Source organism: Escherichia sp. E10V10, assembly GCF_004211985.1.
Taxonomy (GTDB): Bacteria; Pseudomonadota; Gammaproteobacteria; order Enterobacterales; family Enterobacteriaceae; genus Escherichia.
This window is the reverse complement of the sequence record NZ_RHJO01000003.1, coordinates 1-23,546: the sequence shown is the minus strand read 5'-3', so window position 1 is coordinate 23,546 and position 23,546 is coordinate 1. Positions and strand designations below refer to the sequence as shown.

At 52.9% G+C, this 23,546-nt stretch carries 17 protein-coding genes and 1 tRNA gene; 13 read left to right on the top strand and 5 right to left on the bottom strand.

The window, feature by feature from the left end:
- Positions 1-34 precede the first annotated feature (34 nt).
- Complete coding sequence (gene ttdT / locus D9736_RS06555) at positions 35-1,498, top strand: L-tartrate/succinate antiporter (protein WP_130257966.1); 1,464 nt, start codon at positions 35-37, stop codon at positions 1,496-1,498.
- Between the two features lie 42 nt (positions 1,499-1,540).
- On the opposite strand, the gene tsaD is transcribed toward ttdT, so the two are convergent.
- Positions 1,541-2,554, bottom strand: a complete 1,014-nt coding sequence (gene tsaD, locus D9736_RS06550; RefSeq protein ID WP_001264352.1) for a tRNA (adenosine(37)-N6)-threonylcarbamoyltransferase complex transferase subunit TsaD — start codon at positions 2,552-2,554, stop codon at positions 1,541-1,543.
- Positions 2,555-2,791: 237 nt separating this feature from the next.
- On the opposite strand from tsaD, the gene rpsU reads away from it, so the two are divergent.
- The 3 genes from rpsU to rpoD all read left to right on the top strand — a co-directional run bounded on the left by rpsU (position 2,792) and on the right by rpoD (position 6,899).
- Positions 2,792-3,007: a 30S ribosomal protein S21 gene (rpsU, locus tag D9736_RS06545; RefSeq protein WP_001144069.1), complete on the top strand. Its 216-nt coding sequence runs from the start codon at positions 2,792-2,794 to the stop codon at positions 3,005-3,007.
- 110 nt (positions 3,008-3,117) lie between these two features.
- Entirely contained in the window at positions 3,118-4,863 is a 1,746-nt protein-coding gene (dnaG, locus tag D9736_RS06540; protein ID WP_000918810.1) for a DNA primase, read from the top strand.
- A 194-nt stretch (positions 4,864-5,057) separates the two neighbouring features.
- Entirely contained in the window at positions 5,058-6,899 is a 1,842-nt protein-coding gene (rpoD, locus tag D9736_RS06535) for an RNA polymerase sigma factor RpoD (protein ID WP_130223894.1), read from the top strand.
- 78 nt (positions 6,900-6,977) lie between these two features.
- Here rpoD and mug read toward each other — a convergent pair whose 3' ends face one another.
- Positions 6,978-7,484: a G/U mismatch-specific DNA glycosylase gene (gene mug / locus D9736_RS06530; protein ID WP_130257965.1), complete on the bottom strand. Its 507-nt coding sequence runs from the start codon at positions 7,482-7,484 to the stop codon at positions 6,978-6,980.
- A gap of 125 nt (positions 7,485-7,609) precedes the next feature.
- On the opposite strand from mug, the gene D9736_RS06525 reads away from it, so the two are divergent.
- Positions 7,610-7,685: transfer RNA gene (locus tag D9736_RS06525), tRNA-Ile, on the top strand.
- 60 nt (positions 7,686-7,745) lie between these two features.
- On the opposite strand, the gene nfeF is transcribed toward D9736_RS06525, so the two are convergent.
- Complete coding sequence (gene nfeF / locus D9736_RS06520) at positions 7,746-8,510, bottom strand: NADPH-dependent ferric chelate reductase NfeF (protein WP_130257964.1); 765 nt, start codon at positions 8,508-8,510, stop codon at positions 7,746-7,748.
- 287 nt (positions 8,511-8,797) lie between these two features.
- On the opposite strand from nfeF, the gene nfeR reads away from it, so the two are divergent.
- Positions 8,798-9,421, top strand: coding sequence for a DNA-binding transcriptional regulator NfeR (gene nfeR / locus D9736_RS06515; protein ID WP_000018003.1), 624 nt, complete (start codon positions 8,798-8,800; stop codon positions 9,419-9,421).
- Between the two features lie 198 nt (positions 9,422-9,619).
- Here nfeR and aer read toward each other — a convergent pair whose 3' ends face one another.
- Positions 9,620-11,140 (bottom strand): aerotaxis sensor receptor Aer, encoded by a 1,521-nt coding sequence (gene aer / locus D9736_RS06510; protein ID WP_130257963.1) that lies wholly within the window; start codon positions 11,138-11,140, stop codon positions 9,620-9,622.
- Positions 11,141-11,557: 417 nt separating this feature from the next.
- On the opposite strand from aer, the gene ygjG reads away from it, so the two are divergent.
- Entirely contained in the window at positions 11,558-12,937 is a 1,380-nt protein-coding gene (ygjG, locus tag D9736_RS06505) for a putrescine aminotransferase (RefSeq protein ID WP_001297164.1), read from the top strand.
- A 41-nt stretch (positions 12,938-12,978) separates the two neighbouring features.
- Here ygjG and D9736_RS06500 read toward each other — a convergent pair whose 3' ends face one another.
- Complete coding sequence (locus D9736_RS06500) at positions 12,979-13,311, bottom strand: tRNA-binding protein (protein ID WP_000450588.1); 333 nt, start codon at positions 13,309-13,311, stop codon at positions 12,979-12,981.
- Between the two features lie 218 nt (positions 13,312-13,529).
- Here D9736_RS06500 and ebgR point away from each other — a divergent pair, with 218 nt between their 5' ends.
- From ebgR to ygjK, 6 genes are all read left to right on the top strand, one after another.
- The gene (gene ebgR / locus D9736_RS06495) at positions 13,530-14,513 is read left to right on the top strand and encodes a transcriptional regulator EbgR (RefSeq protein WP_089560137.1); all 984 of its coding nucleotides are present in this window, start codon (positions 13,530-13,532) and stop codon (positions 14,511-14,513) included.
- Positions 14,514-14,696: 183 nt separating this feature from the next.
- Positions 14,697-17,789, top strand: a complete 3,093-nt coding sequence (gene ebgA, locus D9736_RS06490) for a beta-galactosidase subunit alpha (RefSeq protein WP_130257962.1) — start codon at positions 14,697-14,699, stop codon at positions 17,787-17,789.
- Positions 17,786-18,235 carry a beta-galactosidase subunit beta gene (locus D9736_RS06485; protein WP_001219954.1) on the top strand — a complete coding sequence of 150 codons (450 nt, stop codon included), beginning with the start codon at positions 17,786-17,788 and terminating at the stop codon, positions 18,233-18,235. The genes ebgA and D9736_RS06485 overlap by 4 nt, the downstream gene beginning before the upstream one ends.
- A 62-nt stretch (positions 18,236-18,297) precedes the next feature.
- Entirely contained in the window at positions 18,298-19,731 is a 1,434-nt protein-coding gene (locus D9736_RS06480) for an amino acid permease (RefSeq protein WP_130257961.1), read from the top strand.
- Positions 19,732-19,864: 133 nt separating this feature from the next.
- Positions 19,865-20,935: a protein YgjJ gene (gene ygjJ, locus D9736_RS06475; RefSeq protein WP_130257960.1), complete on the top strand. Its 1,071-nt coding sequence runs from the start codon at positions 19,865-19,867 to the stop codon at positions 20,933-20,935.
- Positions 20,936-20,951: 16 nt separating this feature from the next.
- Positions 20,952-23,303: an alpha-glucosidase gene (ygjK, locus tag D9736_RS06470; protein ID WP_130257959.1), complete on the top strand. Its 2,352-nt coding sequence runs from the start codon at positions 20,952-20,954 to the stop codon at positions 23,301-23,303.
- The last annotated feature ends 243 nt before the right edge of the window (positions 23,304-23,546 follow it).

Below are 23,546 nucleotides of genomic sequence, written 5' to 3'. Positions count from 1 at the left end.
GCTCGCCCCTCTCCTTTTTCGCAGGCATAACACGATGAAACCTTCCACTGAATGGTGGCGATACCTTGCGCCGCTGGCGGTCATCGCCATTATTGCTCTACTTCCGGTTCCCGCAGGGCTGGAGAGTCATACCTGGCTCTACTTCGCCGTTTTTACTGGCGTGATTGTTGGGCTGATCCTCGAACCCGTGCCGGGTGCCGTGGTGGCGATGGTGGGTATATCCATCATCGCCATTCTTTCGCCGTGGCTGCTGTTTAGCCCGGAGCAGCTCGCCCAGCCAGGCTTTAAATTCACTGCAAAATCCCTCTCGTGGGCGGTTTCCGGTTTTTCTAATTCGGTTATCTGGCTGATTTTCGCCGCCTTTATGTTTGGTACGGGCTATGAAAAAACCGGGCTGGGGCGACGTATCGCGCTGATTCTGGTGAAAAAGATGGGGCATCGCACGCTGTTTCTTGGCTATGCGGTGATGTTCTCCGAGCTGATCCTGGCACCTGTAACACCGTCCAACTCGGCGCGTGGTGCGGGGATTATCTATCCCATCATCCGTAACCTGCCGCCGCTCTATCAATCACGGCCTAACGACAGCAGTTCACGCAGCATTGGCTCGTACATCATGTGGATGGGGATTGTTGCCGACTGCGTGACCAGCGCCATTTTCCTGACGGCGATGGCACCAAACTTGCTGTTAATTGGACTGATGAAAAGCGCATCTCACGCTACGCTGAGTTGGGGCGACTGGTTCCTCGGGATGTTGCCGCTCAGTATTTTACTGGTTCTGCTGGTTCCCTGGCTGGCTTACGTGCTGTACCCGCCGGTACTGAAGTCTGGCGATCAGGTGCCGCGCTGGGCAGAGACGGAACTGCAGGTAATGGGCCCGCTCTGTTCGCGTGAAAAACGGATGCTGGGGCTGATGGTAGGCGCGCTGGTGCTGTGGATTTTCGGCGGTGATTATATCGATGCCGCGATGGTCGGTTACAGCGTGGTGGCACTGATGCTGCTTCTGCGCATTATCAGTTGGGACGACATTGTCAGTAATAAAGCGGCGTGGAACGTTTTCTTCTGGCTGGCCTCGCTTATCACCCTCGCTACCGGACTCAACAACACCGGTTTTATTAGCTGGTTTGGCAAACTGTTAGCAGGCAGCTTAAGCGGTTATTCGCCGACGATGGTGATGGTGGCGTTGATTGTGGTGTTTTATCTGCTGCGCTACTTCTTTGCCAGCGCCACGGCGTATACCTCTGCTCTCGCACCGATGATGATTGCCGCCGCGCTGGCGATGCCGGAAATCCCGCTGCCGGTGTTCTGCCTGATGGTTGGCGCGGCAATTGGTCTGGGGAGCATTCTTACACCATACGCCACCGGACCCAGTCCGATTTACTACGGTAGTGGTTATCTGCCAACGGTGGATTACTGGCGACTGGGGGCGATTTTTGGGCTGATATTCCTCGTGTTGCTGGTGATTACCGGCTTACTGTGGATGCCCGTGGTGTTGCTTTAAGTGAGGACGGTGCCGGAAATTGCTCTCCGGCACCTGATAGTTTTACGCAGCCGGTAACTCTGCCAGCGGCCAGCGCGGACGCACGCTAACGCCGAGATCCGCCGTCGCGCCTGCTTTAAACCGCACCATTCCGGCATAGGCGATCATCGCGCCGTTATCCGTACAAAATTCCGGACGCGCATAGAACACTTCACCGCGACGCTTTTTCATCATTTCCGCCAGTTTCGCCCGCAGCGTGCGGTTAGCACTCACGCCGCCGGCCATGACCAGTCGCTTAAAGCCCGTCTGATCCAGCGCACGCTTACACTTAATCATCAGCGTATCGACCACCGCATCTTCAAAGGCGCGGGCGATATCAGCACGCGTCTGGTCGTCGGTGCCATTGTCACGAATGGTATTTGCCGCGAAGGTTTTCAGACCAGAGAAGCTGAAATCCAGCCCCGGACGGTCGGTCATCGGACGCGGGAAGACAAAGCGTCCGGCTGTACCCTGAGCCGCCATTTTCGACAGTAACGGTCCGCCAGGATAATCCAGCCCCAGCAGCTTTGCAGTTTTATCAAACGCTTCCCCGGCGGCATCATCAATAGACTCGCCGAGCAGCTCGTACTGCCCAATGCCAGTCACGCTGATTAACTGCGTATGACCGCCGGAAACCAGCAGCGCGACAAACGGAAATTCTGGCGGGTTATCTTCCAGCATCGGCGCTAACAGATGCCCTTCCATATGGTGTACCGGGATCGCCGGAACGTCCCAGGCAAACGCCAGAGAACGCCCCACGGTCGCGCCAACCAGCAGCGCGCCGACTAATCCAGGACCTGCGGTATAGGCCACAGCGTCAATGTCTTTTGCCGTTAAACCAGACTCCTTCAGCGCTGCCTGGATCAACGGTACGGTTTTACGCACGTGATCGCGGGAAGCCAGTTCAGGCACGACGCCGCCGTAGTCAGCGTGCAATTTCACCTGACTATACAATTGGTTGGCTAACAAACCTTTTTCATCGTCGTAAATGGCGATGCCAGTTTCATCGCAGGAAGTTTCAATACCCAGTACACGCATGACTTGTTTTACCTCGCTTTATTACCGCGCAGTGTAGGACCAATGCGGGTTGATGTAAAACTTTGTTCGCCCCTGGATAAAGCCTCGTGTATACTCCCCACCCTTATAAAAGTCCCTTTCAAAAGAGGCCGCGGTGCTTTACAAAGCAGCAGCAATTGCAGTAAAATTCCGCACCATTTTGAAATAAGCTGGCGTTGATGCCAGCGGCAAACCGAATTAATCAAAGGTGAGAGGCACATGCCGGTAATTAAAGTACGTGAAAACGAGCCGTTCGACGTAGCTCTGCGTCGCTTCAAGCGTTCCTGCGAAAAAGCAGGTGTTCTGGCGGAAGTTCGTCGTCGTGAGTTCTATGAAAAACCGACTACCGAACGTAAGCGCGCTAAAGCTTCTGCAGTGAAACGTCACGCGAAGAAACTGGCTCGCGAAAACGCACGCCGCACTCGTCTGTACTAATTCCCCGAGAGCGTTGCTCTCCGATCAGACCGAGTTGTAGTTGTAAGGCCGTGCTTCCGAAAGGAATGCGCGGCTTATTTTCGTTTATGAATTGCTAAAAATCGGGGCCTATGGCTGGACGAATCCCACGCGTATTCATTAATGATCTGCTGGCACGCACCGACATCGTCGATCTGATCGATGCCCGTGTGAAGCTGAAAAAGCAGGGCAAGAATTTTCACGCGTGTTGTCCATTCCACAACGAGAAAACCCCGTCATTCACCGTTAACGGTGAGAAACAGTTTTACCACTGCTTTGGATGTGGCGCGCACGGCAACGCGATCGACTTCCTGATGAACTACGACAAGCTCGAGTTCGTCGAAACGGTCGAAGAGCTGGCTGCAATGCACAATCTTGAAGTGCCATTTGAAGCAGGCAGCGGCCCCAGCCAGATCGAGCGCCATCAGCGGCAAACGCTTTATCAGTTGATGGACGGTCTGAATACGTTTTACCAACAATCTTTACAGCAACCTGTTGCTATGTCTGCGCGCCAGTATCTGGAAAAACGCGGATTAAGCCACGAGGTTATCGCCCGCTTTGCGATTGGTTTTGCGCCCCCCGGCTGGGACAACGTCCTGAAACGGTTTGGCGGCAATCCAGAAAATCGTCAGTCATTGATTGATGCGGGCATGTTGGTCACTAACGATCAGGGACGCAGTTACGATCGTTTCCGCGAGCGGGTGATGTTCCCCATTCGCGATAAACGCGGTCGGGTGATTGGTTTTGGCGGGCGCGTGCTGGGCAACGATACTCCCAAATACCTGAACTCGCCGGAAACGGACATTTTCCATAAAGGCCGCCAGCTTTACGGTCTTTATGAGGCGCAGCAGGATAACGCTGAACCCAATCGTCTGCTTGTGGTCGAAGGCTATATGGACGTAGTGGCGCTGGCGCAATACGGCATTAATTACGCCGTTGCGTCGCTGGGTACGTCAACCACTGCCGATCACATACAGCTGTTATTCCGCGCAACCAACAATGTCATTTGCTGTTATGACGGCGACCGCGCAGGTCGCGATGCCGCCTGGCGAGCGCTGGAAACGGCGCTGCCTTACATGACAGACGGTCGTCAGCTACGTTTTATGTTTTTGCCTGATGGCGAAGACCCTGACACGCTGGTACGAAAAGAAGGTAAAGAGGCGTTTGAAGCGCGGATGGAGCAGGCGATGCCGCTCTCCGCATTTCTGTTTAACAGCCTGATGCCGCAGGTTGATCTGAGTACCCCTGACGGACGCGCGCGCTTAAGTACCCTGGCGCTACCGCTGATTTCACAGGTGCCGGGCGAAACGCTGCGAATATATCTTCGTCAGGAATTAGGCAATAAGTTAGGCATACTTGATGACAGCCAGCTTGAACGATTAATGCCAAAAGCGGCAGAGAGCGGCGTTTCTCGCCCTGTTCCGCAGCTAAAACGCACGACCATGCGTATACTTATAGGGTTGCTGGTGCAAAATCCAGAATTAGCGACGTTGGTCCCGCCGCTTGAGAATCTGGATGAAAATAAGCTCCCTGGACTTGGCTTATTCAGAGAACTGGTCAACACTTGTCTCTCTCAGCCAGGTCTGACCACCGGGCAACTTTTAGAGCACTATCGTGGTACAAATAATGCTGCCACCCTTGAAAAACTGTCGATGTGGGACGATATAGCAGATAAGAATATTGCTGAGCAAACCTTCACCGACTCACTCAACCATATGTTTGATTCGCTGCTTGAACTGCGCCAGGAAGAGTTAATCGCTCGTGAGCGCACGCATGGTTTAAGCAACGAAGAACGCCTGGAACTCTGGACATTGAACCAGGAACTGGCGAAAAAGTGATTTAACGGCTTAAGTGCCGAATAGCGATCGGGAAGCCCCCGACAGCCGCACTGAGAGGCAGCGGCAAATATATAAGTACGCCCTCGTAATTATCGTTGGCGGTAAACAGCCGTTGGATTTCAGCGTTAACACCTGAAGGACATCGGGTCAATCGCCCAACACCAACCTCATGAAATAAGTGTGGATACCGTCTTATGGAGCAAAACCCGCAGTCACAGCTGAAACTTCTTGTCACCCGTGGTAAGGAGCAAGGCTATCTGACCTATGCCGAGGTCAATGACCATCTGCCGGAAGATATCGTCGATTCAGATCAGATCGAAGACATCATCCAAATGATCAACGACATGGGCATTCAGGTGATGGAAGAAGCACCGGATGCCGATGATCTGATGCTGGCTGAAAACACCGCGGACGAAGATGCTGCCGAAGCCGCCGCGCAGGTGCTTTCCAGCGTGGAATCTGAAATCGGGCGCACGACTGACCCGGTACGCATGTACATGCGTGAAATGGGCACCGTTGAACTGTTGACCCGCGAAGGCGAAATTGACATCGCTAAACGTATTGAAGACGGGATCAACCAGGTTCAATGCTCCGTTGCTGAATACCCGGAAGCGATCACCTATCTGCTGGAACAGTACGATCGTGTGGAAGCAGAAGAAGCGCGTCTGTCCGATCTGATCACCGGCTTTGTTGACCCGAACGCAGAAGAAGATCTGGCACCAACCGCCACTCACGTCGGCTCTGAGCTTTCCCAGGAAGATCTGGACGATGACGAAGATGAAGACGAAGAAGATGCTGACGACGATACCGCCGACGATGACAACAGCATCGACCCGGAACTGGCTCGTGAAAAATTTGCGGAACTGCGCGCTCAGTACGTTGTAACGCGTGACACCATCAAAGCGAAAGGCCGTAGCCATGCAGCCGCTCAGGAAGAGATCCTGAAACTGTCTGAAGTGTTCAAACAGTTCCGCCTGGTGCCGAAGCAGTTTGACTACCTGGTCAATAGCATGCGCGTCATGATGGATCGCGTTCGTACGCAAGAACGTCTCATCATGAAGCTCTGCGTTGAGCAGTGCAAAATGCCGAAGAAAAACTTCATCACCCTGTTTACCGGCAATGAAACCAGCGATACCTGGTTCAATGCGGCAATTGCGATGAACAAGCCGTGGTCGGAAAAATTGCACGATGTCTCTGAAGAAGTACATCGCGCCCTGCAGAAACTGCAGCAGATTGAAGAAGAAACCGGCCTGACTATCGAGCAGGTTAAAGATATCAACCGTCGCATGTCCATCGGTGAAGCGAAAGCCCGCCGTGCGAAGAAAGAGATGGTTGAAGCGAACTTACGTCTGGTTATTTCTATCGCCAAGAAATACACCAACCGTGGCTTGCAGTTCCTTGACCTGATTCAGGAAGGCAACATCGGTCTGATGAAAGCGGTTGATAAATTCGAATACCGCCGTGGTTACAAGTTCTCCACCTACGCAACCTGGTGGATTCGTCAGGCGATCACCCGTTCTATCGCGGATCAGGCGCGCACCATTCGTATTCCGGTGCATATGATTGAGACTATCAACAAGCTCAACCGTATTTCTCGTCAGATGCTGCAAGAGATGGGCCGCGAGCCGACGCCGGAAGAATTGGCTGAACGTATGCTGATGCCGGAAGATAAGATCCGCAAAGTGCTGAAGATCGCCAAAGAGCCAATCTCCATGGAAACGCCGATCGGTGATGATGAAGATTCGCATCTGGGGGATTTCATCGAGGATACTACCCTCGAGCTGCCGCTGGATTCTGCGACCACCGAAAGCCTGCGTGCGGCAACGCACGACGTGCTGGCTGGCCTGACCGCGCGTGAAGCGAAAGTTCTGCGTATGCGTTTTGGTATCGACATGAACACCGACCATACGCTGGAAGAAGTGGGTAAACAGTTCGACGTTACCCGCGAACGTATCCGTCAGATCGAAGCGAAGGCGCTGCGCAAACTGCGTCACCCGAGCCGTTCTGAAGTACTGCGTAGCTTCCTGGACGATTAATCGGTAGCCGGATAAAGCGTTTCCGCCGCATCCGGCACTTGTCTCTTTGCACAAACGCCACCTTTTCGGTGGCGTTTTTTATCGCCCACGCACCACCAGTGCCTGATCCAGTTCCCGATACGCCTCCACCAGCTTTTCCAGAGAAACTCGACTTAAACCGCTGGGATTTGGCAGCACCCAAATCTGCGTCGAACCAATAGTGAGCGTTTGTTTCCCCCACGGTGCGCCGCGCTGGCTGAATCCTTGCTCATATGCTTGTTTGCCCAGAATCGCCAACGCCTGAGGCTGATAATCTTCAATTTTTTCAATCAGCTTACGCCCGCCTGCGTGCAGCTCCTGCTTTGAAACTTCATTGGCTTGCACCGTTGGACGGTCAACCAGTTTGGTCACTCCACAACGATAATCCAGCAAATGCTGCGCCTCCTGCGGCTTCAACTGTCTGTCAGTAAACCCGGCCTGATAAATCACCTTCCAGAAACGGTTCGCCGGATGAGCAAAAGGAAAGCCAGTATCCGCAGATGAAAGCCCCGGATTGATGCCGCAAAACACCACACGCAATCCTGGCGCAAGAATATCTTCAACCATATTAACCCCTGAACAACACAACCTGGGGAAAGTATAACGAATTGAAAACACATTGTTTATAAAAACAGCAGGCGCGCGGTAATGGCTGGATTGCGACACGGAGTTACTTTATAATCCGCTACCATGGCCCCTTAGCTCAGTGGTTAGAGCAGGCGACTCATAATCGCTTGGTCGCTGGTTCAAGTCCAGCAGGGGCCACCAGATACAGTAAAGGCTGACGAGAAATCGTCAGCCTTTTTGCTTTTTTGATATGGAAAGCAATTACTTCGCGTGCCAGTAAGCCGCTGCGCGTACCCGTTGAGAGTCATACTGTTCCGCTTCAAAGCGGCGGCTTAAATTCTTCACCACCTTCCCTTCGCCGGTTATCCAGATGAAGTAATCATCGGCAGGGATTTGCATCTGCGCCAGACGCGCATCTACCGCCTGCTCATCATGCGCCAACCATTCGATATTAAAACCATCAAGGTGCGCGAGATAATCCTGACAGGCGTTATCCCGCACGCTGACCAGCGCGGTAACTTGCGGTTTAGCAGCAAGTTTGCTCAACGTTTCCAGGCGGCGGCGTAGTGCGGGCATCCCGGACTCATCGCAAACATACAGCTGATACGCGTAATCTTCCGGCACCACCAGCGAACCGCGCGGACCTGCCACCGTGAGTTTATCGCCCGGTTGCGCCTGCATCGCCCAGCCGCTGGCGACGCCGCCTTCGTGAATAAAGAAATCGATCGCCAGTTCATGGCGTTGTTCGTCATACAACGGCGTATAGTCACGCGACGGTGGGCGTGGTCCTTCCGGCCAGACAATCCCCTCTTCCGTTACCGTTGGCGGCACAAAGTGAGCGTCAGATTTAGGGAAGAAGAGTTTGCTGTGATCGTCAAAGCCGCGCGACGTAAAGCCGTCCAGCGCCTCGCCGCCGAGGACAATGCGCTGAAAACCAGCGCTGATGCGCTCAACACGTAACACAGTCAGTTCACGGAAGCGCAGATCATTGCGAACGCGCTGCGGGTAGCGGGGGGAGTTATTCATTGTTATCGCCTTCGTGATGGTAATCAGATATATCTAAATAAATTTCGCAAATGATAATGATTGCTAATCATGATAAATGCAAGCGATTTGTAGAACTGATATATCTATTGTCTGATAAGACGAACCGCCTCTTCTCAGGCATCATTGCTCAATGCCGGATGCGGCGTGAACGCCTTATCCGGCCTGGATGTTGAGTACATCTGCGTTTAAAAATCATTTTTACACTTGCAAGAACTCTCACATCAGATATAAATTAGATATATCTAATTAAGCAAAAGGAGGCTGATATGAGCCATCATCACGAAGGGTGTTGTAAACATGAAGGCCAGCCACGCCATGAAGGCTGCTGCAAAGGTGAGAAGTCAGAACACGAGCACTGCGGACACGGTCACCAGCATGAACACGGTCAATGCTGTGGTGGTCGCCACGGTCGCGGCGGCGGTCGTCGGCAGCGTTTCTTTGGTCACGGTGAATTGCGTCTGGTGATTCTGGATATTCTCTCGCGCGATGACAGCCACGGCTACGAGTTGATTAAAGCGATTGAGAATCTGACCCAGGGGAATTACACCCCAAGCCCGGGCGTCATCTACCCGACGCTGGATTTTCTGCAGGAGCAGTCGCTAATTACCATCCGCGAAGAGGAAGGCGGCAAAAAGCAGATTGCGTTGACCGAACAAGGCGCGCAGTGGCTGGAAGAAAACCGCGAACAGGTGGAGATGATTGAAGAACGCATCAAAGCGCGTTGCGTTGGTGCGGCGCTGCGCCAGAACCCGCAAATGAAGCGAGCGCTGGATAATTTTAAAGCGGTGCTGGATTTACGCGTCAATCAGAGCGACATCAGCGACGCGCAGATAAAAAAGATCATTGCGGTGATCGACCGCGCCGCGTTTGATATTACGCAACTGGATTAATCACCGATTGCCGGATGCGGCGTGAACGCCTTATCCGCCTACACACCCCGTAGGCCTGATAAGATGCGCCAGCATCGCATCAGGCATCGTGTACCAACCGCCGGATGCGGCGTCCAGCCTACACACCCCGTAGGCCTGATAAGATGCGCCAGCATCGCATCAGGCATCGTGCTCCAACCGCCGGATGCGGCATACCGATTAATGCAGCACCGTCACCGCGTCTTCCAGTCGGCTGGCGCGGTGTTTCACCATCGCCGACACCTGCGCACTCTCTTCCACCAACTCAGCGTTTTTCTGCGTGATCAGGTTAAGCTCATCCACCGCACGGGTCAGGCTGGAAAGCCCATCGGCCTGTTCCAGCGTTGAGTGGCTAATCTGGGCGATCAACTGGGTGACATTTTTCACCTGCGCCACAATATCGTCCATCGTCCGTCCGGCAGCGTGCACCTGCTGCGAACCGGATTGCACCTTATCAGCACTGGCATCGATCAGCTTGCGGATATCGTTGGCAGCATTGGCGCTGCGGCTGGCTAAATGACGCACTTCCCCTGCCACCACTGCAAAACCTTTGCCCTGTTCTCCGGCACGCGCCGCTTCCACCGCCGCATTCAGGGCCAGAATATTGGTCTGAAACGCAATATCGTTAATCAGCGAAGTAATGGTGCCAATGCGCTGGGTACTGTCGGCGATATCGTCCATCGTCTTGATCACCGTGGTCATCGCCTCCCCGCCTTGCACAGCCGCATTACTGGCGGTGATAGAAAGTTTATCGGCAGCCGACGCTGTGGCTGAGTTCTGTTTCACCGACGCCGCCATCTGGTTCATGGTCGCTACAGTTTGCTGGACATTATCTACCGTCTGCTGAGTATGCTCGTTCAGTTCATCGGTGCCTTTTGCCAGCGCCTCACTCCCGTTTCTGACGCTGGAAACCTGGCTGGAGACATCATTAATCAACCAGCGACACATCAGGCCAAGCTGCCCTACCGCGCGTAATGTCAGCCCCAGCTCATCGCTGCGATTCAAATGCTCAACACTATTACGTTCTCCGGTCGCCACCTTCAGTGCCTGGCTGGCGACATTTTCTATCGGACGTACAATTTGCCATTCAAAACAGGCATTTCCCAACAACATCACTAACGCACAGAGGAAATACGTCACCACCGGGGCAGCGACAAACCAGAGCATGGCCGCCAGCACGATAAACATCAGTGTCATCACTCCACGCACTCGCCAGCGAAGCGGTAATGACGGCAGTTTTCCCAACCAACCGTTACGTACCACCAGCCCTTTATGCATACGTTTATTGGTACGTCCAGCGTTCAGCGCCTTATACAGCGGCTCTACCGCCGCGATCTCTTCATCCGTCGCCCGGGAGCGAATCGACATATAGCCACTGATTTTGCCCTCGCGCACCATCGGCACTGCATTCGCCCGTATCCAATAATGGTCGCCATTTTTGCGGCGATTTTTCACGATGCCGCTCCAGGGTTCCCCTTTTTTCAGGGTGTACCACATATCCGCAAACGCCGCTTTTGGCATATCCGGGTGACGCACCATGTTGTGCGGCTGACCCTGTAACTCCTGCAAGGTATAGCCGCTCACTTGCACGAAAGAATCATTGGCGTGGGTGATATAGCTTTGCAGATCGGTAGTGGACATCAGGGTAGTATCGTCAGCCAGCGGGGTATTTTGCTGGGTGACATACGGATGAGAAGACATAATCGCGTCCTGTGCAGGTTATATGGTTGTTAACTACTTGTCGGAAGTTATGTCGGCCCCGGCGCGGTTATCTTTAGCACTTTAATTTGATTTAGATCGCAATTTGCAACTAAAGCACAAAGCCTAATCCCTTGATTTAAAATACTTTCATTCTGTTATTATCCGAGAACGTTAATTATCTTGCCCAAAAATCCGGCATTTATTGCCCTGAAAGAATGCATTTGCACAGCGATCGCAAAATTCCCCCCCGATAAAATCGTACAAAATAACGACAACAGTTAACATTTAGCATTAAATGTTACGCAAATGATAATGTAATTTGTGTTTATCCCGATTTTCGCGATCGCAGCCGGAGTGGCGCAATCCCTGCAATACTTAAATCGGTATCATGTGATACGCGAGCCTCCGGAGCATATTTTGAACAGGTTACCTTCGAGCGCATCGGCTTTAGCGTGCAGCGCCCACGCCCTGAATCTCATTGAAAAGCGAACGCTGGATCATGAGGAGATGAAAGCACTTAACCGGGAGGTGATTGAATACTTCAAAGAGCATGTCAATCCGGGGTTTTTAGAGTATCGCAAATCTGTTACCGCTGGCGGGGATTACGGAGCCGTAGAGTGGCAAGCGGGAGGTTTAAATACGCTTGTCGACACCCAGGGACAGGAGTTTATCGACTGCCTGGGAGGTTTTGGAATTTTCAACGTGGGGCACCGTAATCCAGTTGTGGTTTCCGCCGTACAGAATCAACTTGCGAAACAACCGCTGCACAGCCAGGAGCTGCTCGATCCGTTACGGGCGATGCTGGCGAAAACTCTTGCTGCGCTAACGCCCGGTAAACTGAAATACAGCTTCTTCTGTAATAGCGGCACCGAGTCCGTTGAAGCAGCGCTGAAACTGGCGAAGGCTTATCAGTCGCCGCGCGGCAAGTTTACTTTTATTGCCACCAGCGGCGCGTTCCACGGTAAATCACTTGGCGCGCTGTCGGCCACGGCGAAATCGACCTTCCGCAAACCGTTTATGCCACTGCTGCCGGGCTTCCGTCATGTACCGTTTGGCAATATCGAAGCCATGCGTACGGCTCTTAACGAGTGCAAAAAAACCGGTGATGATGTGGCTGCGGTGATCCTCGAACCGATTCAGGGCGAAGGTGGCGTAATTCTGCCGCCGCCGGGCTATCTCACCGCCGTGCGTAAGCTGTGCGATGAGTTCGGCGCACTGATGATCCTCGATGAAGTACAAACGGGCATGGGGCGCACGGGCAAGATGTTTGCCTGCGAACATGAGAACGTACAGCCGGACATCCTGTGTCTGGCAAAAGCCCTCGGCGGCGGCGTGATGCCGATTGGCGCAACCATCGCCACTGAAGAGGTGTTCTCTGTCCTGTTCGACAACCCGTTCCTGCATACCACCACCTTTGGCGGCAACCCGCTGGCCTGTGCGGCGGCGCTGGCGACCATCAATGTGTTGCTGGAGCAGAATTTACCGGCTCAGGCAGAACAAAAAGGCGATATGTTGCTGGACGGTTTCCGTCAACTGGCGCGGGAATATCCCGATCTGGTACAGGAAGCGCGTGGTAAAGGGATGTTGATGGCGATTGAGTTTGTTGATAACGAAATCGGCTATAACTTTGCCAGCGAGATGTTCCGCCAGCGCGTACTGGTGGCCGGAACGCTCAATAACGCCAAAACGATCCGCATTGAACCGCCACTGACACTGACCATTGAACAGTGTGAACTGGTGATCAAAGCGGCGCGTAAGGCGCTGGCGGCCATGCGAGTCAGTGTCGAAGAAGCGTAATATCAAATCGGATGGCGATGCAACGTCGCCATCCGATCTTTTTATACGATACGTACGCCCGCAGGCATCATCCGCTCCGGCGTTAACAGCACGCTTTCACTGCCGTCATCGGTTTCCGCACACAACAGCATGCATTCCGACGTTTCACCGCGCATTTTCGCTTTTTGCAGATTGCACAAGACCACCACCGTTTTCCCCATCAGCTCTTCTTCGCTGTAGTACGGCACCAGGCTGGTCACGGTTTGCAGCGTTTTTTCACCCACATCAACCTGTACGATATACAGCTTGTCGGCGTTTTCATGGCGTTTCACTTCCACAATTTTCCCGACACGCATTTCCAGACGTGCAAAATCAGCGTAAGCCACGGTTTCCATTGTTTCCTCCCTTCGAGTAAAATTTTACTAAACTATAGCAAAAGTTTTTCTCAATCCTGTAGGCTAAAAATGGAGAATGCAGGCGTGATCACATTCGTAAGCCGCTGTGTTACCGTTACAGCGTCAAAGAAACGCGCTTTATTTACTGAAAACAGGTGACCCGATAAGCACTTCCTCTACAATGGAAGCGCACATCAGGGAAAGTAAAAAAGGTAAACATGGCAACACTAAAAGACATCGCAATCGAAGCTGGCGTATCCCTGGCGACAGTATCCAGGGTCTTAAATGACGATCCGACATTGAATGTGAAAGAAGAGACGAAACATCGCATTCTCGAGATCGCCGAAAAGCTGGAGTACAAGACCAGTAGTGCCCGTAAACTCCAGACAGGTGCAGTCAACCAACACCATATTCTGGCTATCTACAGCTACCAGCAGGAGCTGGAGATCAACGATCCTTACTATCTGGCGATCCGCCACGGCATTGAAACTCAGTGCGAAAAGCTGGCGATCGAACTGACCAATTGTTATGAACACAGCGGCTTACCAGACATTAAAAACGTCACCGGTATTTTAATTGTCGGCAAACCCACGCCCGCCCTGCGCGCCGCTGCCAGCGCATTGACCGACAATATCTGTTTTATCGATTTTCACGAACCTGGCAGCGGTTACGATGCGGTGGATATCGATCTGGCACGCATCAGTAAAGAAATCATCGACTTCTATATCAACCAGGGTGTTAATCGCATTGGTTTTATTGGCGGTGAAGACTTGCCTGGCAAGGCGGATATTCGTGAGGTCGCCTTTGCGGAATATGGCCGACTGAAACAAGTGGTACGCGAAGAGGATATCTGGCGCGGCGGTTTTTCCAGTTCGTCGGGCTATGAACTGGCAAAACAGATGCTGGCGCGGGAAGACTATCCGAAGGCACTGTTTGTTGCTTCCGATTCCATTGCTATCGGCGTACTGCGGGCAATTCATGAACGTGGCCTGAACATCCCACAGGATATTTCGCTTATCAGCGTTAACGATATCCCCACCGCGCGATTTACCTTTCCGCCGCTCTCCACCGTGCGCATCCATTCCGAGATGATGGGAAGTCAGGGCGTTAACCTGGTGTATGAAAAAGCCCGCGATGGTCGCGCGCTGCCGCTATTAGTCTTCGTTCCCAGCAAATTAAAACTGCGCGGTACGACCCGTTAAATCCCCTTACACACTGTCCGGCAATCGTTTTTGCCGGACAGTGCTGCCGTTTATTTTCGTGATCCAGTTAAAGTAAATGCATTTACCCGCTACTTTTTAGTAAAAATTTTACTAAACTCCCCAGCAATTACACAAACTACCATCACCATGAATGGTTCCGATTTCTCTCTACCGGGAGGCCCTATGAATCGCTGGGAAAACATTCAGCTCACCCACGAAAACCGACTTGCGCCGCGTGCGTACTTTTTTTCATATGACTCTGTTGCGCAGGCGCGTACTTTTGCCCGTGAAACCAGCAGCCTGTTTCTGCCCTTAAGCGGTCAGTGGAATTTCCACTTTTTTGACCACCCGCTGCAAGTACCAGAAGCCTTCACCTCTGAGTTAATGGCTGACTGGGGGCATATTACCGTCCCCGCCATGTGGCAAATGGAAGGCCACGGCAAACTGCAATATACCGACGAAGGTTTTCCGTTCCCCATCGATGTGCCGTTTGTCCCCAGCGATAACCCAACCGGTGCCTATCAACGTATTTTCACCCTCAGCGACGGCTGGCAGGGTAAACAGACGCTGATTAAATTTGACGGCGTCGAAACCTATTTTGAAGTCTATGTTAACGGTCAGTATGTGGGGTTCAGCAAGGGCAGTCGCCTGACCGCAGAGTTTGACATCAGCGCGATGGTTAAAACCGGCGACAACCTGTTGTGTGTGCGCGTGATGCAATGGGCGGACTCTACCTACGTGGAAGACCAGGATATGTGGTGGTCAGCGGGGATCTTCCGCGATGTTTATCTGATCGGAAAACACCTAACGCATATTAACGATTTCACCGTGCGTACCGACTTTGACGAAGCCTATTGCGATGCCACGCTTTCCTGCGAAGTGGTGCTGGAAAATCTCGCCGCCTCCCCTGTCGTAACGACGCTGGAATATACCCTGTTTGATGGGGAACGCGTGGTGCACAGCAGCGCCATTGAGCATCTGGCAATTGAAAAGCTGACCAGCGCCAGCTTTGCTTTTACTGTCGAACAGCCGCAGCAATGGTCGGCAGAATCCCCTTATCTTTACCATCTGGTCATGACGCTGAAAGACGCCGACGGCAACGTTCTGGAAGTGGTGCCACAACGCGTTGGCTTCCGTGATATCAAAGTGCGCGACGGTCTGTTCTGGATCAATAACCGTTATGTGATGCTGCACGGCGTCAACCGCCACGACAATGATCATCGCAAAGGCCGCGCCGTTGGGATGGATCGCGTCGAGAAAGATCTCCAGTTGATGAAGCAGCACAACATCAACTCCGTGCGTACCGCTCACTACCCGAACGATCCGCGTTTTTACGAACTGTGTGATATCTATGGCCTGTTTGTGATGGCGGAAACCGACGTCGAATCGCACGGCTTTGCTAATGTCGGCGATATCAGCCGTATTACCGACGATCCGCAGTGGGAAAAAGTCTACGTCGAGCGCATTGTTCGCCATATTCACGCGCAGAAAAACCATCCGTCGATCATCATCTGGTCGCTGGGCAATGAATCCGGCTATGGCTGTAACATCCGCGCGATGTACCACGTAGCGAAGGCGCTGGATGACACGCGACTGGTGCATTACGAAGAAGATCGCGATGCTGAAGTGGTCGATATTATTTCCACCATGTACACCCGCGTGCCGCTGATGAATGAGTTTGGTGAATACCCGCATCCGAAGCCGCGCATCATCTGTGAATATGCTCATGCGATGGGGAACGGACCGGGCGGGCTGACGGAGTACCAGAACGTCTTCTATAAGCACGATTGCATTCAGGGACATTATGTCTGGGAGTGGTGCGACCACGGGATCCAGGCGCAGGATGACAACGGCAATGTCTGGTATAAATTCGGCGGCGACTACGGCGACTATCCCAACAACTATAACTTCTGTCTTGATGGTTTGATCTATTCCGATCAGACGCCGGGACCGGGCCTGAAAGAGTACAAACAGGTTATCGCACCGGTAAAAATCCACGCGCTGGATCTGACTCGCGGTGAGTTGAAAGTCGAAAATAAACTATGGTTTACCACGCTTGATGACTACACCCTGCACGCAGAGGTGCGCGCCGAAGGTGAAACGCTCGCGACGCAGCAGATTAAATTGCACGACGTTGCACCGAACAGCGAAGCCCCCTTGCAGATCACGCTGCCGCAGCTGGACGCCCGCGAAGCGTTCCTCAACATTACGGTGACCAAAGATTCCCGCACCCGCTACAGCGAAGCCGGACACCCTATCGCCACTTATCAGTTCCCGCTGAAGGAAAACACCGCGCAGCCAGTGCCTTTCGCACCAAATAATGCGCGTCCGCTGACGCTGGAAGACGATCGTTTGAGCTGCACCGTTCGCGGCTACAACTTCGCGATCACCTTCTCAAAAATGAGTGGCAAACCGACATCCTGGCAGGTGAATGGCGAATCGCTGCTGACCCGCGAGCCAAAGATCAACTTCTTCAAGCCAATGATCGACAACCACAAGCAGGAGTACGAAGGGCTGTGGCAGCCGAATCATTTGCAGATCATGCAGGAACATCTGCGCGACTTTGCCGTAGAACAGAGCGATGGTGAAGTGTTGATCATCAGCCGCACGGTTATAGCCCCGCCGGTGTTTGACTTCGGGATGCGCTGCACCTACATCTGGCGCATCGCTGCCGATGGCCAGGTTAACGTGGCGCTTTCCGGCGAGCGTTACGGCGACTATCCGCACATCATTCCGTGCATCGGTTTCACCATGGGGATTAACGGCGAATACGACCAGGTGGCGTATTACGGTCGTGGACCGGGCGAAAACTACGCCGACAGCCAGCAAGCTAACATCATCGATATCTGGCGCAGCAACGTCGATGCCATGTTCGAGAACTATCCCTTCCCGCAGAACAACGGCAACCGTCAGCATGTCCGCTGGACAGCACTGACTAACCGCCACGGCAACGGTCTGCTGGTGGTTCCGCAGCGCCCAATTAACTTCAGCGCCTGGCACTATACCCAGGAAAACATCCACGCTGCCCAGCACTGTAACGAGCTGCAACGCAGTGATGACATCACTCTGAATCTCGACCACCAGCTGCTTGGCCTCGGCTCCAACTCCTGGGGCAGCGAGGTGCTGGACTCCTGGCGCGTCTGGTTCCGTGACTTCAGCTACGGCTTTACGTTGCTGCCGGTTTCTGGCGGAGAAGCTACCGCGCAAAGCCTGGCGTCGTATGAGTTCGGCGCAGGGTTCTTTTCCACGAATTTGCACAGCGAGAATAAGCAATGAGGATCATCGATAACTTAGAACAGTTCCGCCAGATTTACGCCTCTGGTAAGAAGTGGCAACGCTGCGTTGAAGCGATTGAAAATATCGACAACATTCAGCCTGGCGTCGCCCACTCCATCGGTGATTCATTGACTTACCGCGTGGAGACAGACTCAGCGACCGATGCGCTATTTACCGGGCATCGACGCTATTTTGAAGTGCATTACTACCTGCAAGGGCAGCAAAAAATTGAATATGCGCCGAAAGAGACATTACAGGTCGTGGAATATTATCGTGATGAAACTGACCGTGAATATTTAAAAGGCTGCGGAGAAACCGTAGAGGTCCACGAAGGGCAAATCGTTATTTGCGATATCCATGAAGCGTATCGGTTTATCTGCAATAACGCAGTCAAAAAAGTGGTTCTCAAAGTCACCATCGAAGATGGTTATTTCCATAACAAATAACAACTACGGCGGCAAAAGGAGTTTGCCGCCACCGCTACCCTACTCATTTTCGGAGATGTGTTATGTCTGATACCAAACGTAATACAATCGGTAAATTCGGCTTGCTCTCGCTGACTTTTGCCGCCGTTTACAGCTTTAACAACGTTATCAATAATAATATTGAGCTTGGACTGGCCTCGGCACCGATGTTTTTCCTCGCGACGATTTTTTATTTTATTCCCTTCTGTCTGATCATCGCAGAATTTGTTTCGTTAAATAAAAACTCAGAAGCTGGTGTCTACGCGTGGGTAAAAAGTTCGCTGGGCGGACGTTGGGCATTTATTACTGCCTATACCTACTGGTTCGTAAACCTGTTCTTTTTCACCTCGCTGTTGCCGCGCGTTATTGCTTATGCTTCGTATGCCTTCCTCGGCTACGAATATATTATGACGCCGATTGCCACCACTATTATCAGTATGGTGCTGTTCGCCTTCTCCACCTGGGTTTCTACCAACGGGGCGAAAATGCTGGGGCCAATCACCTCCGTCACCTCAACACTGATGCTGCTGTTAACGCTCTCCTACATTTTACTGGCAGGTACGGCGCTGGTTGGCGGAGTACAGCCTGCCGATCCGATCACCGTTGACGCGATGATCCCGAACTTCAACTGGGCGTTCCTCGGCGTTACCACCTGGATCTTTATGGCCGCAGGTGGCGCGGAGTCCGTCGCGGTGTACGTTAACGACGTCAAAGGCGGTTCGAAATCGTTCGTTAAAGTGATCATCCTCGCCGGGATTTTTATCGGCGTACTGTATTCCGTCTCCTCGGTACTGATTAACGTCTTCGTCAGCAGCAAAGAGTTGAAATTTACCGGTGGATCGGTGCAGGTATTCCACGGCATGGCGGCGTATTTTGGTCTGCCGGAAGCGTTGATGAATCGCTTTGTCGGTCTGGTGTCCTTTACCGCGATGTTCGGCTCCCTGCTGATGTGGACCGCAACACCGGTGAAAATTTTCTTCTCCGAAATCCCGGAAGGCATCTTTGGCAAGAAAACCGTCGAACTTAACGAAAACGGCGTTCCGGCGCGCGCGGCGTGGATCCAGTTCCTGATCGTCATCCCGCTGATGATTATCCCGATGCTCGGTTCCAATACCGTGCAGGATCTGATGAATACCATTATTAATATGACCGCCGCAGCGTCCATGCTTCCGCCGTTATTCATCATGCTGGCTTACCTGAATTTACGCGCCAAATTAGATCACCTGCCACGCGATTTCCGTATGGGCTCCCGCCGCACCGGTATTATCGTTGTTTCAATGCTGATTGCGATATTTGCCGTAGGGTTTGTCGCTTCGACATTCCCGACTGGCGCGAATATTCTGACCATCATTTTTTATAACGTCGGCGGTATTGTTATCTTCCTCGGCTTTGCGTGGTGGAAATACAGTAAATATATAAAGGGATTAACGGCTGAAGAGCGCCATATTGAAGCGACGCCAGCCAGTAATGTTGATTAAGCAGACTAATAAAAAATGAGCAGGCATTTTCCCTCTTCCTGGATGGGGAGAGGGAAAATAGTTTCTGCCTTTATATTTTTATAATTACAACGATAAAAGGCTGTACTTTTTCTTTAGCTCATGGATTAACACAATGAAATTAATCACTGCACCATGCAGAGCATTACTTGCTCTGCCGTTTTGCTACGCCTTTTCTGCGGCAGGAGAAGAAGTACGTCCGGCAGAACATGACGACACAAAAACGCCCGCCATTACCTCGATGTCTTCTCCTTCATTTCGTTTTTACGGCGAATTAGGGGTTGGTGGATATATGGATTTAGAGGGTGAGAATAAACATAAATACAGCGACGGCACCTATATTGAAGGTGGCCTGGAGATGAAGTACGGCTCCTGGTTCGGCCTGATTTACGGCGAAGGCTGGACAGTGCAGGCCGACCACGACGGTAATGCCTGGGTGCCTGACCATAGCTGGGGCGGTTTCGAAGGTGGGATTAACCGTTTCTATGGCGGTTATCGTACCAATGATGGCACCGAAATCATGCTCAGTCTGCGTCAGGATTCCTCGCTGGATGACCTGCAATGGTGGGGCGATTTCACGCCCGATCTGGGCTACGTCATTCCCAATACCCGCGACATTATGACCGCGCTGAAGGTGCAGAATTTAACCGGCAACTTTCGTTATAGCGTCACCGCCACACCTGCCGGACATCATGACGAAAGCAAAGCCTGGCTACATTTTGGCAAGTACGATCGCTACGACGACAAATACACCTATCCGGCAATGATGAACGGTTACATCCAGTATGACCTTGCCGAAGGCATCACCTGGATGAACGGTCTGGAAATCACCGACGGCACAGGACAACTCTATCTCACTGGCCTGCTTACCCCTAACTTCGCCGCCCGCGCCTGGCACCATACCGGACGCGCCGACGGGCTGGACGTACCGGGAAGTGAAAGTGGGATGATGGTGAGCGCCATGTATGAAGCGTTAAAGGGCGTTTATCTCTCCACCGCTTACACCTACGCCAAACATCGCCCTGACCACGCTGACGATGAAACCACCTCTTTCATGCAGTTTGGTATCTGGTACGAATACGGCGGCGGACGTTTCGCAACGGCTTTTGATAGCCGCTTCTACATGAAAAATGCCTCTCACGATCCCAGCGACCAAATCTTCCTGATGCAATATTTTTACTGGTAATAAGGACTGTAATCTAATGAAAATAAAAACTATTTTAACGCCAGTAGCCTGCGCTCTGCTGATAAGTTTTTCCGCCCATGCCGCTAACGCCGACAATTATAAAAACGTGATTAACCGTACTGGCGCGCCGCAGTACATGAAGGATTACGATTACGACGACCACCAGCGTTTTAATCCGTTTTTTGATCTCGGTGCCTGGCATGGTCATCTGTTGCCAGACGGCCCGAATACCATGGGCGGTTTTCCGGGCGTAGCGCTGCTGACGGAAGAGTACATCAACTTTATGGCCAGCAATTTCGACCGCCTGACCGTCTGGCAAGACGGCAAGAAAGTCGACTTCACGCTAGAGGCATACAGTATTCCCGGCGCGCTGGTGCAAAAACTGACAGCAAAAGATGTGCAGGTCGAAATGACTCTGCGCTTCGCCACGCCGCGCACGTCACTACTGGAAACTAAAATCATCAGCAATAAACCGCTGGATCTGGTGTGGGATGGCGAACTGCTGGAAAAACTGGAAGCGAAAGAAGGGAAACCGCTTTCCGATAAAACCATTGCTGGCGAATACCCTGACTACCAGCGCAAAATCAGCGCCACCCGTGATGGCCTGAAAGTCACCTTTGGCAAAGTGCGCGCCACTTGGGATCTGCTGACCTCCGGTGAATCAGAATATCAGGTGCATAAATCCCTGCCGGTGCAGACTGAAATCAACGGCAATCGCTTTACCAGTAAGGCACATATCAACGGTTCGACGACGCTCTATACCACCTATTCCCATCTGCTGACCGCTCAGGAAGTTAGCAAAGAGCAAATGCAGATCCGCGATATTCTGGCGCGTCCGGCGTTTTATCTCACCGCCTCGCAGCAACGCTGGGAAGAGTATCTGAAGAAAGGATTAACCAATCCGGATGCGACGCCGGAACAGACGCGCGTCGCGGTGAAAGCGATCGAAACGCTCAACGGTAACTGGCGCTCGCCTGGCGGCGCGGTGAAATACAACACCGTCACGCCGTCGGTTACCGGACGCTGGTTCTCCGGCAATCAGACCTGGCCGTGGGATACCTGGAAGCAGGCATTTGCGATGGCGCATTTCAATCCGGATATCGCCAAAGAGAATATCCGCGCGGTCTTCTCCTGGCAGATCCAGCCAGGCGACAGCGTGCGTCCGCAGGATGTGGGCTTTGTCCCCGACCTGATAGCGTGGAACCTTAGCCCCGAGCGTGGCGGCGATGGCGGCAACTGGAACGAACGCAATACCAAACCCAGCCTTGCCGCCTGGTCGGTGATGGAAGTGTATAACGTCACCCAGGATAAAACCTGGCTGGCAGAGATGTACCCGAAACTGGTGGCCTATCACGACTGGTGGTTACGTAACCGCGATCACAACGGCAACGGCGTGCCGGAATATGGCGCGACCCGCGACAAAGCCCACAACACCGAGAGCGGCGAGATGCTGTTTACGGTGAAAAAAGGCGATAAAGAAGAGACGCAGTCTGGGCTGAACAACTACGCCCGCGTGGTGGAGAAAGGCCAGTACGACAGTCTGGAAATTCCGGCACAGGTTGCTGCGTCGTGGGAATCGGGCCGTGATGATGCCGCCGTCTTTGGGTTTATCGACAAAGAACAGCTGGATAAATATGTCGCTAATGGCGGCAAACGTAGCGACTGGACGGTGAAATTCGCCGAAAACCGCAGTCAGGACGGAACGTTGCTGGGCTACTCGCTATTGCAGGAGTCGGTGGATCAGGCCAGCTATATGTACAGCGATAACCATTATCTGGCGGAGATGGCAACCATCCTCGGTAAGCCGGAAGAGGCCAAACGCTATCGCCAGTTGGCACAGCAGCTCGCGGACTACATCAACACCTGTATGTTCGACCCGGCTACGCAGTTCTACTATGACGTGCGTATTGAAGATAAACCGCGGGCGAACGGCTGCGCGGGCAAACCGATTGTCGAACGCGGTAAAGGGCCGGAAGGCTGGTCACCGCTGTTTAACGGTGCGGCAACGCAGGCCAACGCCGACGCGGTGGTGAAGGTGATGCTCGATCCTAAAGAGTTCAACACCTTTGTCCCGCTGGGAACGGCTGCGTTAACCAACCCGGCCTTTGGCGCGGATATTTACTGGCGCGGGCGCGTATGGGTGGATCAGTTCTGGTTTGGTCTGAAAGGGATGGAGCGTTACGGTTATCGCGATGATGCCCTGAAACTGGCGGATACGTTCTTCCGGCACGCCAAAGGGTTAACCGCCGATGGCCCAATTCAGGAGAATTACAATCCGCTGACCGGCGCACAGCAAGGGGCACCGAATTTCTCCTGGAGTGCCGCGCATTTGTATATGTTGTATAACGATTTTTTCCGTAAGCAGTAATTTGCAACGGCTGGCGGATGCGGCGTAAACGCCTTATCCGCCCTACATGTGTGTTCCGTAGCTCCCGTAGGCCGGATAAGACGCGACGAGCGTCGCATCCGGCAATTGCACCGCGCCACTGGTGGATGCGGCGTAAACGCCTTATCCACCCTACATGTACGCTCCCGTAGGCCGGATAAGACGCGTCAAGCGTCGCATCCGGCAATTGCACCGCGCCACTGGCGGATGCGGCGTGAACGCCTT

Coding starts and splice junctions, on each gene's coding strand:
- ttdT (WP_130257966.1), top strand. CDS start 35: ATGAAACCTTCCACTGAATGGTGGCGATACCTTGCGCCGCTGGCGGTC.
- tsaD (WP_001264352.1), bottom strand. CDS start 2,554: ATGCGTGTACTGGGTATTGAAACTTCCTGCGATGAAACTGGCATCGCC.
- rpsU (WP_001144069.1), top strand. CDS start 2,792: ATGCCGGTAATTAAAGTACGTGAAAACGAGCCGTTCGACGTAGCTCTG.
- dnaG (WP_000918810.1), top strand. CDS start 3,118: ATGGCTGGACGAATCCCACGCGTATTCATTAATGATCTGCTGGCACGC.
- rpoD (WP_130223894.1), top strand. CDS start 5,058: ATGGAGCAAAACCCGCAGTCACAGCTGAAACTTCTTGTCACCCGTGGT.
- mug (WP_130257965.1), bottom strand. CDS start 7,484: ATGGTTGAAGATATTCTTGCGCCAGGATTGCGTGTGGTGTTTTGCGGC.
- nfeF (WP_130257964.1), bottom strand. CDS start 8,510: ATGAATAACTCCCCCCGCTACCCGCAGCGCGTTCGCAATGATCTGCGC.
- nfeR (WP_000018003.1), top strand. CDS start 8,798: ATGAGCCATCATCACGAAGGGTGTTGTAAACATGAAGGCCAGCCACGC.
- aer (WP_130257963.1), bottom strand. CDS start 11,140: ATGTCTTCTCATCCGTATGTCACCCAGCAAAATACCCCGCTGGCTGAC.
- D9736_RS06500 (WP_000450588.1), bottom strand. CDS start 13,311: ATGGAAACCGTGGCTTACGCTGATTTTGCACGTCTGGAAATGCGTGTC.
- ebgR (WP_089560137.1), top strand. CDS start 13,530: ATGGCAACACTAAAAGACATCGCAATCGAAGCTGGCGTATCCCTGGCG.
- ebgA (WP_130257962.1), top strand. CDS start 14,697: ATGAATCGCTGGGAAAACATTCAGCTCACCCACGAAAACCGACTTGCG.
- D9736_RS06485 (WP_001219954.1), top strand. CDS start 17,786: ATGAGGATCATCGATAACTTAGAACAGTTCCGCCAGATTTACGCCTCT.
- D9736_RS06480 (WP_130257961.1), top strand. CDS start 18,298: ATGTCTGATACCAAACGTAATACAATCGGTAAATTCGGCTTGCTCTCG.
- ygjJ (WP_130257960.1), top strand. CDS start 19,865: ATGAAATTAATCACTGCACCATGCAGAGCATTACTTGCTCTGCCGTTT.
- ygjK (WP_130257959.1), top strand. CDS start 20,952: ATGAAAATAAAAACTATTTTAACGCCAGTAGCCTGCGCTCTGCTGATA.